Origin of the sequence: Okeania sp. SIO2F4, from assembly GCF_010672385.1 — a bacterium.
GTDB lineage: Bacteria > Cyanobacteriota > Cyanobacteriia > Cyanobacteriales > Microcoleaceae > Trichodesmium.
In genome coordinates, this window is the sequence record NZ_JAAHGT010000159.1 from 1 (window position 1) to 13,652 (window position 13,652).

Here is a 13,652-nt window from a genome sequence, read left to right on the forward strand (position 1 = left end):
TAAGTTTTCCTAGCTCTAAAAATATGTTCCCTAAACCGTTATATGGTTCAGCATAATTTGGTTGAAGTTCAATGGCTTTTTGATAATATTCAATGGCTGCTTCAGGTTGCTGGCTATCCTTCAGTGCTAGACCAAAATTACTATAAATTTCGGCATTATTTGGATTTAGTTTCACAGCTTTATCAAAGTATAAAACTGCTTCTTTTGGTTGCCCCTCTAAACCAGCAATAACTCCTAATAAATGTAGCGACTGCCAATTTTGTCGATCTCTTTCTAGGATTTTTTTGCAGATTTTTGCCGCTAATTTCAAATTTCCTTTTTGATAATTCTTTACCGCGGAGTTTAAAAGATTTTCTGATGTCTGATTTTCCATAAATTGAGCCTAATTACAAAATTTTTAATTCAAATTAGCTAGAGTACGGGAATTAAATTTTTAAATTTGTAGGTATTAGAGATTGTTTGTAAATGAAATATAAAAGGGAGATAGGGAACAATTAACTAGGAACAGGGAATTGGGAATAAGCTGGAAGAAATCAAGACAACTATTTGTCACTTAAACATATAGGAATATATGTACCTTTCCACCTCAGTCTTTCTATACGGGCAATTAATAATAATGTTGGCTTAAGTAAATAGGTGTTAAAATTCTCAACTATATAACTAAATGTAAATCTACCTAGCTAATACTAATTTCATCAACTAAACATATAGGAATATATGTACCTTTCCACCTCAGTCTTTCTATACGGGCAATTAATAATAATGTTGGCTTAAGTAAATAGGTGTTAAAATTCTCAACTATATAACTAAATGTAAATCTACCTAGCTAATAGTAATTTCATCAACCTAGGCTACACTACTTATCTTATAGTGAAATGTGAAATAATTTCCTGAAATTACCGTAGAATCAAAGTTTTCAGCCTATAAAATCTTAACTTTTTACTTTTGAATGCATGACTTTTAACTTCCGTGAAACGGTATGACTACCCTGAAAGAAACTGGAATTAATTTCAAAATCTTAATATAGTCAAGCTTTTCCACATCTATATAGTTAATCAACTATCTACTGGCGTTAATTTTTGGATAATTACCCCGTAGTAAGACCTATAATTTAATACTTAAAACCTTGTATATATTCAAAATATGTGGCAATCTACTCAAGGCATTCCCAATATACCCGATATTACCCATCCCCAAGAACTGATTGAACTTGGCAATCAAGTTCTGAAAGTATCTCTCACATTAATTATTATCATTGGTTTCCTTGGTTTATTTATAGCAATTATAAATTCTTCTTTCCGTCATCAGCAAGAATCAGAAGCAAATATTTTGATTAATGAGTTGGTGTCTAGATATTCGAGTTTACTTAAAAAATTACCACATCTAATTTTAGTTTTAATATTGCTAGTGGGAGGATTTTTTCTTTGTTCAACCCTGAGTAATCGTTACCATAATTGGGAACAAGCAAAAATTGCCCAAATTGCTGCGGGTGTCGCAGACAATCGCCTCGAACAAATAGCTCCAAAAATTCGTTATGTAATTGCAGAACCCTATACATATTATCAGTGGGTTGATAATAAACAGGTTGAAGTTGAAAGTACGAGAAATGTAGATAAATATTTGAATATAAATGCTTCAAAAATTCAGGTAAATATTAACCAAGCTAAAGACGTTCAAAATCTCAAAGCTGTTTATGTTGTAGATTTTTCCGCAGAATATCAAGTTACTAACCAACTTCAAGATATTCAAGAATTTTTCTTTGATATTCGTCCTCCCTATGGTTATTCTTTACTTCAAAACTTTCGCGTCGAACAAAACAATAAAAGATTAATTCCTACCAACCCTGGAAATTATACTTTTCCTTTCAGTTTATCCCCTGGAGAAACTGTCAATTTCAAAGTAAATTATCAAGCTCAAGGCGGACCACGTTGGATTTATAATGCCAATAATCAACTATTATCAAATTTCCAATTAATAGCATTAGCAAACTTTCCCAAAGCAGACTTTGCAAGTGGAATTGTTCCTACCGAAACTATAGAGTTAAATGAGGGTCGAAAATTTACTTGGGTATTTGATGATAATGTTTCTGTCAAAAATCCTTTTGGAGTTTTTACTGCCACAGACTCAGTAAAAAATACAGGCATTTTACCTCGCCTATTAATATTAGCTCCCCTATTATTTTTATGGTGGTTAATTCTCTTATATTTTTCCCTACCTTTGAATTTACGAGATGTGGCAATATTAGGCGGGATTTTCTTTGCTTGCTTACTAACTTTAACTTACCTTAGTCGTTTAACTGATGCTAAACTTGCCTGGAGCTTAATTTCTCCAATATTGCTATTTTTACTTTGGGGTTTAGGCTCAAATCGTCAAGCTTCTTTAGCCGCAATTATTTGTACTATTGCTGGGGGAATTTTACCTATTTTTGCATTATTAGTTTCCTACAGTGGATTAACATTAAGTATTGCCGGATTACTTTCTGTAATTTGGCTAGTAGTTCGACATTGGTATAGGTGGTATTCTTATGAGTAACTCATCTAATTGAATTAGAAAGTTTAATTTTTATGATCTGAAATAGAATATCACTAATCGATACAGATGGATACAGAGGAAATTATTAAATTAGCAGGATAAAAGCTAAAAACATTACCAGGAGATGAATTCGATTTATTAACAATTTCCAAACCAATTTCGCCCGATGCTGCTCTGAATCTTGCAAAAGTAATCTCTAAACTTTCTCCACTAGACATCTCCCAAAATAAACACTTACTCTAACTATCTTTTAGTCAGCGATGTAGCTGCCGCACTTGCTCCGCCAACGCCACTCCCTTAAGATAGTTAATTTTTACGGTAAAATCAGTATTATAGATACTTACTATTAAAAATCATCCTAGTAATTAACCATGAAAGTTAACTGATTTATCTGGATATTAAGCACGAATTACTACTACAAAATCAATCCACCTATTCATAATCTAACAAGACCACAAATAGTCATTATTATTGGCGTATATTTATCAGAATTTAACCTAAATCTTTCTTGGGCTACTCGCGCAGATTTTTAGCAATCTAATTAAATGTTGTCAGATGTCTCAAATAAGTTAAAGTTAAAATGATTTGCTCTGATGGTGATAATAATGGCGATCTATCTCCACCTGATGCAATAATTCTTACCTTTTTTTTTGATGCTAACTCCTGCCGTCCTTCCTATAGTTTTATTGCTTGTTTTAATAATTTTTCTAGTTGTTCATAATTGATTCCCAATAAACGTTGTGCTTCTTGAGGATGACTGTGGATATGTTCTAATATACTGAATCATAATTTCTAGACCAAAATTAAGATTTTTATTGTTATATCACGATTTATTTATTTTTCGGAGTGGTCTACTGCTAGGAAACTTAATTGAGTTTAACATAACTGGTTTTTTAAATGCTCAGAATTAATTTCATAAATTTGGGAAATGGAAAAATCAATACCCTCCTTTTCCTGATACTATTTTTGAAGGTAAAGTAACTCCTATTCCTGGATTTGAAATTTTGAAATTAAGACTTGGTTTCCTCTAGCTACAGAAATAACTGCTCGTTTTAAAGATAGTCAAAACTATTTTCAATATGACAATATATATGTTCTTTTGCTCCCTTGGCTTCCTAGTAATTTAATATATAGAAAACCCTATATTTTAGAACTTTGTATAGTCTCTGCTAGGTCTGTAGGAGAAACTCGTGACAGCCATTATCATAACTCGCAAGACTATCTAGTTTTAAAATCAGAAGATACTCAAAAACGGACACAAAATTTACAACAAACTAACACTAATGATTACAAATGACATAGTAATAATTCTCAATTTAAAGCAGCTCAATAAATTCTCAAAAGTTGGGGAAATGAAGGTAAATATTATCAACCTACAAGAGAGTATCAACAATTATTACGATAGCTAATTAATCTTTTTCCATATAGATTAGATACTAATTTTACCAAAATAGATAGGATAGTTCACTCTGAAATAGAGAATTTTAAAGAAAAAATAGTAGAAGCAGATATCAAGCGTATATCTATTCGCCAATGGAAAAAATTGCCTGGTAGTAAAAACACAGAAAAAATCAAGTTAACTCTTCAAGAAAAGTTATTTATTAATTCTTTAGCTCTCTGAACGCCATAAAAGAAGTAAGTCCAATCTATCTCTGAACCAAATACCTTATATCAAATCCGGTTAATTCAGTATAAAAAAATGTTCCATCTTCACATAATGCCAAATCTTTCTATATTTCCCCATCCCCCCACACTCCCCACCCTCCCCACACTCTATTATCTAATTACACCGATGCTACCGGACTTGATATTACGACCTAAATTTTTAGCAGCAATAGAAGCAGTAAATAATACCCCAAAAAGTTCCCATATAACCTCTTTAAAATCACTGGAAGCTTCTATAATTAGAGTCATTAAATCCAAAGGCTTTTGATTTAAATGAACAGCTTTATGACAATCAATGGTAATTCTTCAGGACTTACGCATCGGTACTACATATAGCGCCAAAAACGATAACGTTATCGTTTTTGAACTCTACATATATGGTCTATGCGTAAGTCCTCTTCTTTCTTTTCCACGAAGAGAATTTCTATCCCATACATTTGTATAACCGTGAAGACAATAAAACTTGGCTCGCATTCTTACCCATTCCTCTTTAGTCATAGGAACTTCTCCATCATTTCAAAAGTATGGTTTACCCTCTGAGTTGCCATAAAAATTGGCATATTTCGACAACTTTTCAAACATTTCTGGTGGAGGAAAATACCACAGATGACCTCGATCGAAATATTTTCTAGTAGCTACATCTTTTACACCACAAGCTTCATTTGCTTTTTTTCTAGAAAGACCTGTACGTTTCCATTCATATAATAACCACTCCTTCAATAACATTCCATTAATCTTAGGCTCAAATATATATTGAACACAAACTTCTGTTACAACAGGAAATCATTTAATTTTTTGGGTATTAACGTTACCGAAAAATTAAGGTATAAAGCCTCTCCATTCATGGAGAAAAAAGCGGTTGAGGGATGGCGAGGTCTCCGTTCCCTCCGGGACGCTACGCGAACGCTTGCCTCCAATCAACCAAGAGAAGAAAAAAAATCCTTTTAGTCAATCCTATCCGTTTCTAAGAAGAGGTAATAATTAATAATTAATAATTAATTATTAATTATTAATTATTGAACAGCTATATCTCCTTTTCCTTTATTCCAAATATTACAATTAACATAGCGCCAACTGTACTTTTCCAACAGAGGATAAACTGTTCCCACTATCCCAAACAATGGTGGAGGAGTGGGTGTCCGCTTTCGTTAAAATCACATTTATAATCAAGCTGCTTGATTTATCGCAAACATTTATCACAAAATTTAGTAAGTAGGTAGGCATAAATAAAGGTTAAAACAAAAAATATGAAAAAGAACCTATAATACAGTTTCCAATAGCTTTTCACCGTTTTAAATTTCCATTGCGATTGTACCGATAATTAAGCCCACCTACTTAGTAAATTTTTAATTGACTTTATATTCAACTGTTGTGCAATAGTTGATTAATTATTCAATCATAAAAGTATAATTAATTTAACTCAAGCAAAAATCCTGGGGCAGTTGTTGTTTCTCTATAATTTCTAGAGCTAAAAAGGAAATAGGGAGAGTTGACAAGGACTAAACGAAAGACGATGTTGAGACGACACCCCATAACTTACTATTCCTTGCTTATGCTTTTTCGTACCATAACCCTTGTTATTAGTCAAGTCATAAACAGGATACTTTTTCGCCAAACGCATAATCAAAGCATCGCGCCAAACCTTAGCCACAATACTCGCAGCAGCGATCGCCAAACACTTACTATCCCCCTTAACAATAGTCCGTTGAGGTATAAATAAATCTCTAATCTCTTGATTCCCATCAACCAAAACCAAATCTGGCTTCAACTTTAACTTTAAAACAGACCGCTTCATCGCCAATAAAGAAGCTTGTAGAATATTCAAGCGGTCAATCTCCCGAACAGAAGCCATACCAATTTTACAATCCAAAGCCGCGACCAAAATTTGAGTTGCCAACTTACACCGACGCTTTTCTGTCAACCTTTTACTATCTTTCACCCCACTACTAGCCAAATGCTCCAAAACCTCCTCTGGCAAAATTACTGCTGCTGCCACCACTGGCCCAAATAATGCCCCACGTCCTACTTCATCCACACCAGCAGTGATAAGTGAAGATGGATAATCAATCAACTCAGGAGAATTCATCATTACCATTTTAAAAAGTTGGCCACAAATTATTAGCACTCATATCAAATCCGGTTGAATACTTATTATATGTTTGGGGAAGATGGAGAGATGGAGAGGTGGGGGGATTAAATATTGAAGTAATTAGGGTTTGCTGAACAAGTCCTTTTAGGGAGTAACGGAGTAGGGGAGTGGGGGAGTAGAGAATAGTCAGGAGGAACAGACAATTAATTAGGAGGTAGTCGGATATTTTCTCCCTTGATTTTTCGGCCCTTGTCTCCCCAAAATGCTAACTTTTTGCAGCTCCAGCCACCAAAAATCTGGCACTTTTTTCGACCTAAAAAAGCAGTTACCTTTATCTGTAAATGCTTTGATAGTTAATCAGCAAACCCTAATTATAGAATTATCAACATATATTATATAACCCGATTCTATATCAGGAGTCAGGAGTCAGAATTGATAATTGTTAGTCTGGCATCATAGACTTTTATTATTTGTTTTTTGTCTATTGCTTGCTATTTCAGTTTCTTGGCAAAAAAAGTGAATATTGGTTTTGAGTCCAATAGACATCTGATGATAATCAAAAATAAAATCAATCCCATCCGCCAAAATTATCAATTCTTTCCCCCTGCTCCCTGCTCCCTCCTTTCCGGAGAACTCCAATATATATCAAAATGAAGGCTTACCGAATAATTAATTATTAATAATTAATTATTAAATACCTTGGTTCAAAGCCTCCCCCCATAGGGGAAAAAGCGGTCGTTTTCGGCTGTCGCCGACTTGAATTGCGGAGCTTGGAGTAGGATGGGATGCACTACTAACCTAGGCAAATCCAATCTTCTTAAAGAGAAAAGTGTTCTTGAATTTCCTTATATTCAATTCCGTTACAGTTTTCCTTGAGGTAATTATCCATTAATGAACTATTCCTCATAACTCTTGACAAAAGCCTAACTATTTGTAGCAAAAACTTATCAGGCTTGGTATAACTGCCAAATCTCAAAAGTAAATCTTCAGTAAAGTAAATTGTTACCCTTAGGGGATAAGTAATTAGAGCAACTACAAAGCCGACATTATCGGAAAATTTTCCGCTTATTCTTCTGTAACTGCGGAAGAACGACGGCGACGGCGACGAATTGGCCCTGAATCATCAGAGTCATTGCTATCTGAGTTTAGCTCGACATCTGAATCACCCAACTCTGACTCGTAGTTATCATTTTCCTCATCACCATCAAAATCATCAGCTTGCTCCAAAGACACCGATGAATCAAACGTATCTAATTCCTGAGCGTCATCTTCTTCTTCGTAATCTACTACCGATTCAACTTCTACATCTTCTTCCTTTTCTGCCGTTGTTTTTCTCAGATTACCCTCCCCGGGTTTCTTAATAGAGATAATTGCTGACTTGGGATTTTTTACAGTTCCCTCCTCTAAAAGTGTTAATGGAGAAATACCCATCAAAGCATATACATCCTGCTCATCAGACGTCATCTCTACCGTTACTATCTCTGGAGGTTCAGTAACAGGTCTAATTATCTCTCTTCCCGAACGTCGATTAGGACTTGTAAGCGAATATCCTTCTGAAAGGATAGGATACTCCATTCCCGACCCCAACTCTCTTTCCTGCAACTCCAAAGCCTCATCCTGCATAGTTTCGCCCACCCCTACCCGACGGCGACGACGGCGACGGGTAGATTCCTGATAACTAGGATGATTCAACAATTCTAAATCTGAGCCATTATTAGCCGGTTCAACTTCTTGATATCTCTGTGTTGCCTCCCAAGATTGGTTTTGGGGAGCACCAACCAAAGTTGGAGGAGCAACAGTCACAGGTCTCGCTGGTTCTTCAACATCTGGAGTCCGAGTAACCACAGGCAAATTAACTTCCCCAATAGAAGCCTCCGATTCACCTGGTAAATGAACTAAATGTCCTAATCCATTACAAGTAGGACAAGTACGACCAAACAACTCATATATATTTTGACCTTGACGTTTACGAGTCAACTCAACTAACCCCAATTCTGACAACTGAGCTATCTGAGGTCTAGCTTTGTCAGCCCTGAGAACTTGATTAAAATGTTCCAGAACCTGCAATTGGTCTCGCCGTGAGTCCATATCAATAAAGTCAACAATAATAACCCCCGCAATATTACGCAAACGTAATTGACGAGCTATTTCCGTAGCTGCCTCACAATTTGTCCAAAGTACAGTTTCGCGCGCTGTAGCAGACCGTGTGAAAGAACCAGAGTTGACATCTATAACAGTTAGTGCCTCAGTAGGTTGGATAATAATATAACCCCCAGAAGGCAGGTCTACTCTTGGTCTGAGAGCTTCTCTAATCGCTGCATTAACTCGGAAGTATTCTAGGACAGGAATCCGATCGCTATGATGGTCAATCAAAACTTGTAATGGTTTGCCCCCACTCCAGTTCAACAAATGTTGCTTGACTCGCTTCACTCCCTCACTAGAGTCCACTACAATCCGATTCACATCAGTACTATACATATCTCGTAGTACCCGTTGAATAAAATCATTATCACGATTTAGTAGTGCAGGAGCTCTGTTTGAATTAGCCTCAATTTGGATAGTTTCCCACTGTTGCTGCAAAACCTCTAAATCTTCTATAACCGCTTCTTCTTCCATTCCTTCTGCTTCAGTACGGACTAATAAACCCATACCCGCTGGTTTGATTAAAATTGCCAAAGCTCTGAGGCGACTTCGTTCACTTTCAGAACGAATACGTCGGGATAAATTTACACCCCGTCCATAAGGCATTAGGACTAAATAACGGCCTGGTAGAGTTACATTTCCTGTTAAACGTGGCCCTTTTGTCCCAGTGGGTTCCTTCATCACTTGCACTAGAACTTTTTGTTGCGGTGTAAGTAATTCTGTAATCGCACCAGAGGAGCGCTTCAATCGTAATGGGCCTAGATCGCTGACATGAATAAATCCATTACGTTCAGGATCTCCAATATTCACAAAAGCTGCATCTATTCCAGGTAATACGTTTTCTACAATTCCTAGATAGATATCACTAACTTGATGGCTGCCTTTCGCAACGACAAGTTCTTGTATTTGGTCTTCAGAAAATACAGCAGCTATTCTTTGCTGCTCTGTGATAATTATTTGCTTCGGCATTCAATTTCCTCCTGTACAGACTTGCTAACCAAGCCCCTACTTTAATAAAAATGTGGCGTTGTTAATTAAGTCACCCTTAGTGTTATGTAGGTTACTCGTAATTTTGGATGTTAACTGCTTTGCTGTGTGAACTTTAAATTTCTCAGGACTTACGCATTTTTGAGTTGTAAACACTACATATCTATAACGTTATAGTTTTTGAACGCCGTATATAGTGTCTCTGCGTAATTCCTGATTTCTGTTTTTTGGATAATACTTGGTCTGGTGTTGAGTTTTTTCCCTTTCAGTTCACCCTTACCAAGGTGAATATTTCCATCAACTTGTGCAGACTTGGTTACTTAGCAACTACTAAAATTATCAACAACAAAACTAATCCAACCTTTTTTACAAATCTTGATATTTGGCATCAATTCTAAGTTTTTAGAATGATACGCTCCTTTCGGAATTTATAACTAGAGTAATTAATATAATTTATCATCAGGGTGAAATCCTCTCAATTTAATAAGCCCTCGCCCTTAAGAGCGGGGTTTAAATTGTAAGTTTTAATTCCCATCTGATTATTTATAATTTTCAGACCTTTCTTGCTGCTATAAAACCTTAGCATTCAGGCTAATTAACATCTAGTTTCAGTTTTCATTAAATTAATCTATCAATGATTCACTGTATAATTTGCAGACAGTCTAATTTTAGCATTGTTTTAGTTAAAATTCTCTGACTAACTTTTTCATTCATAATACGCAACGCAATCAATAAATAAACGGACAATTTCTGTAATGACTCTGTACTGGAATCGATCAATTTATTAGGGACAATCCCCAATTATCTGCACTACAACTTTAGAGTTTTTTTTGTCAAAGCTTAATTTATTAAATCCATATCAATATCAAATCATACACATTGTTACTGAAAAATTGGGTTTAAAGCCTCCCCCTAAAAGCTATCCCTGATCAGGAACTCCTCAAAATCTCTTTGGAGGGGGGGGTGGGGAGATAGGGAGATGGGGGGATAGGGACAGAAAAGCCTAAATACAAAATACGTTTACTCTCCCGAAATATCCGTTAAATGGCAAATACATAACTTCTCTCTAAGTATCTACGTTTTATGTTAAGAAAGATATTGATTAAGCATAGTCCTAAAAGGGGACTTTCTGCTACACTTCAAAAATCTTAAAGGTATTCAAACGCTCTAAAAACCTAGTTACTAATCTTAGCGGACTACCACCTTCAAAACTAGACTTATAGGGTTTTGCATAGGAACACTTATCCATGGAAAATATCTAAGCAACAAGTACCAGAAAACCAAAGTTTTTTTTAGCTTTGAACTGTACCCTAGGGCAGAAAAAAACAGTAAGCATTTAACGGTTAGCTAGCCTCCTGCGGAGGAACTACGTTAACAGCTTCATTACCTTTAAAAGAGGAAAAAGCAATTTAGATATTTCAAAGAATTAAAAGTATTGGTAAAAGTCCATTAGTTAAGCTTAAAAGTCTATTGAGCCATCCTTAATTAAAAAGCTCAGAGTTAACCGCTAATAGATGAATGCTTACAAAAAACAAGCTCTTGGAATAGAGCCAACCCTTGGGGAGAGAATTATCTCTCGATTAAATATCGCAAAGTAATTAATTTAAGTAGACTCTACGGAACTAAGCATCCTAGTTTTAGGAGAATCTCCGCCCCTTGAGGTCAGAGACCATATCAAACAAAGCTAATTTTCTTGCTTTTAATAAAGTAAATTTTTACTCTTCAGCCTTTGAAATTAATAGCGCCTCAAGCATTATTTTGTCGGTCAAGCAATCCTGAAAAAGCCTATTAACTCAAACTATAAGATTATCTCTACCCATAATTTTAGCATAGACACCCTCGTAGATTTTGGAATAGCAAGCCATAATACCTTATGCAAAAAAGATTGTTACAAATAAACTAATTAATTGTAGTAGCCAATAAGTCCTAGGTAAATCTTAATTTTATCACTATGACTCAATCAAACTTCTCAGACTCTCAAATCCTAGACGATTATTTATGACATTATTTTACCTACTTGCCATAACAAGCTATAAGTTATATTTATTGACTTACAAGGCCATCATCCACCTTGAGCATGATTGTATGTAATATTGGCCTTGTATAAATCCTGTAAGATTTCAGATCGGCGATCGCCGAAAAATCAGCCTACTCAAATAACACAGCTCAAACACTAAATTAGGAAAAATCCTTAATCTTTTGTCAACCAAGGCTTTCCGGAACATAAATTATACCACTTTAGTTGTGTAACCTCCCTAAAAACATAGTATTTCCTTGCTCAAAACTATTTCAGCTTTAATTACTTAGATTATACCTTCTGCTTTTTTCAACTAGAGTCATCTTTTCAATTTCCACACTGATAAAACCGAAACTTCTTAATAGATTTTCCTGAAATTTTTATTACCCCAAGAACAACTTTTGCCGATGAGTATACAGCAATTCAAATTCTAACTTGCTGACTTCTTCGAGCATATAAATTATATTTTGTGGTCTTAGTAAAGTTCCATCATTCTGATAGCTTCCTACATAACGAATAATACCATCAGTTTCATAATTCCAATTTGACTCATAAGACCTTGTAGGGAAGTTGCATGCAACGTCCCTGTCCCTACAGTAATAATTTAAAGCTGTTGAATACTCTAAGAACTCCAACTCAAATAAGCGATCGCGTAAGTTAACAACCTTTACCTTACCCGACTTTGTTGTTTGTTCCCACAGAATTGATTCGCTATTTTTAATTGCCTCTACCCATCCTTGCCAATTTAGATTAGGGGGGATGGGGTGATGGGGGGATGGAGTGATGGGGGGATAGAGTGATGGACAGTCGTTACCCTCAATATCTCTCGTGATATTGCACTCCTGTCGGACATAAGAGACAGAATCATCAGTTTTTCTGACTCTCAAAATATACTCTGCTTTCTGCAATATTTGAGATAAAGAAGGACTCTTAACTTCTACTTCTTCTACCTTATATATAGGTATACCAACTGGCAATTGATTCTCCAGTTTATTCTGAAATATTACCACATCCATTACTTCTGTCAACTCAAAATCCACCACTTCCCCTGTGCTTGTCACTCCTAAAGATAAAGCACTAGCTGGAACAATCCGTGGACTTGGATGATATCCTCCGGTAAAGGCAATAGGTATATTGCCCCGACGGACAACACGAGCAAATAACCTAGCCAAATCTAGATGACTAACCAAAGCCATCTCTCCTAACTTCCCAAACCAGACTCGTAGGCGTTGTACCCGATTTTGATTAGGCACAAACTGACCGACAAATTCTGGAATTGGCGGTGGTGGAATAACAATATTATGACCCAAATCCGGACCACAAACACCACAATGGGAACAAGCTGCAAAAGAACAGTCAGGAACAATTGCTTCTACCAAAGCTTTCTGCAAATCTTCCTTCAGCCAATTTTTATCAATTCCCGTATCTATATGGTCCCAAGGTAAAGGTTGGTCAAGCAGCGAATTGATTTCCTCTTTACATATATCGGGATGATTTTCCGTATTTTCAAATACATTCCACTCACCATTTTCTACCTGACGGTATTTCCAACCCAAATCTGATTCTGCAATAGCATCACTCCAAGCAGCAAAAGCTCGGTCTAAACTTTCCCACCAAGAGTCCATTCCAGCGCCTCGCTCCCAAGCACCCCGAATTACAGATGCCAAACGGCGATCGCCTCTACCCAAAAAATCTTCCATTGCTGAGAGACGGACATCCGTATAATTTGCCTTTACACCTTTCATCCTCCGAAATTCTGTTTTTAGTAATTCTTGCTTACGTTCAAATTCAGCCACAGAAACCGAATGCCATTGAAAAGGAGTATGAGGCTTCGGAGTAAAATTAGAAATTGTCAAAGTAACCTGTAGCTTTTTGCGACCTTTTGCTCGGCATTCTTGCTGTAACCAATTAACAGTTTCCGCAATACCCAACACATCAGCATCAGTTTCCCCAGGCAAACCAATCATAAAATAGAGCTTTACCTTATCCCAACCTTGGTCATAAGCAGTTTTAACCCCCCGCAAAAGTTCCTCATTTGTCAATCCCTTATTCACAATATCCCGCATTCGTTGCGTACCAGCTTCTGGAGCAAATGTCAAACTACTTTGGCGAGTACCACCAATAATATTGGCAATATTTTCATCAAATCTATCTACTCGCTGACTAGGTAGAGATAGAGAAATATTTTCATCCTTAAAACGGTTTCTAATTTCAGTTCCA

General features: G+C 36.0%; 9 protein-coding genes. 2 read left to right on the plus strand and 7 right to left on the minus strand.

The features are described 5' to 3' along the window. Positions 1–373, minus strand: a 373-nt coding sequence (locus F6K22_RS12680) for a tetratricopeptide repeat protein (protein ID WP_293097893.1), incomplete at its 3' end; no start/stop codon positions are given. 770 nt (positions 374–1,143) lie between these two features. Between F6K22_RS12680 and F6K22_RS12685 the strand changes: the two genes are divergently transcribed. Next, positions 1,144–2,532 carry a hypothetical protein gene (locus F6K22_RS12685; RefSeq protein WP_293097896.1) on the plus strand — a complete coding sequence of 463 codons (1,389 nt, stop codon included), beginning with the start codon at positions 1,144–1,146 and terminating at the stop codon, positions 2,530–2,532. 53 nt (positions 2,533–2,585) lie between these two features. On the opposite strand, the gene F6K22_RS12690 is transcribed toward F6K22_RS12685, so the two are convergent. After that, positions 2,586–2,750, minus strand: a complete 165-nt coding sequence (locus F6K22_RS12690; RefSeq protein ID WP_293097899.1) for a hypothetical protein — start codon at positions 2,748–2,750, stop codon at positions 2,586–2,588. A 362-nt stretch (positions 2,751–3,112) separates the two neighbouring features. Here F6K22_RS12690 and F6K22_RS12695 point away from each other — a divergent pair, with 362 nt between their 5' ends. Beyond that, positions 3,113–3,253: a hypothetical protein gene (locus F6K22_RS12695; RefSeq protein WP_293097902.1), complete on the plus strand. Its 141-nt coding sequence runs from the start codon at positions 3,113–3,115 to the stop codon at positions 3,251–3,253. A gap of 1,055 nt (positions 3,254–4,308) precedes the next feature. Here the strand turns inward: F6K22_RS12695 and F6K22_RS12700 are convergent. From F6K22_RS12700 to F6K22_RS12720, 5 genes are all read right to left on the minus strand, one after another. Beyond that, positions 4,309–4,446: a hypothetical protein gene (locus F6K22_RS12700; protein ID WP_293097905.1), complete on the minus strand. Its 138-nt coding sequence runs from the start codon at positions 4,444–4,446 to the stop codon at positions 4,309–4,311. A gap of 267 nt (positions 4,447–4,713) precedes the next feature. Continuing rightward, the gene (locus F6K22_RS12705; RefSeq protein WP_293097908.1) at positions 4,714–4,923 is read right to left on the minus strand and encodes a hypothetical protein; all 210 of its coding nucleotides are present in this window, start codon (positions 4,921–4,923) and stop codon (positions 4,714–4,716) included. A gap of 742 nt (positions 4,924–5,665) precedes the next feature. Beyond that, entirely contained in the window at positions 5,666–6,292 is a 627-nt protein-coding gene (locus F6K22_RS12710; RefSeq protein WP_293097910.1) for a ribonuclease HII, read from the minus strand. Between the two features lie 1,059 nt (positions 6,293–7,351). Next, the gene (gene rne / locus F6K22_RS12715; RefSeq protein WP_293097913.1) at positions 7,352–9,397 is read right to left on the minus strand and encodes a ribonuclease E; all 2,046 of its coding nucleotides are present in this window, start codon (positions 9,395–9,397) and stop codon (positions 7,352–7,354) included. Positions 9,398–11,815: 2,418 nt separating this feature from the next. Then, positions 11,816–13,652: TIGR03936 family radical SAM-associated protein (locus tag F6K22_RS12720; RefSeq protein WP_293097916.1), on the minus strand; the 1,837-nt coding region annotated here is incomplete at its 5' end.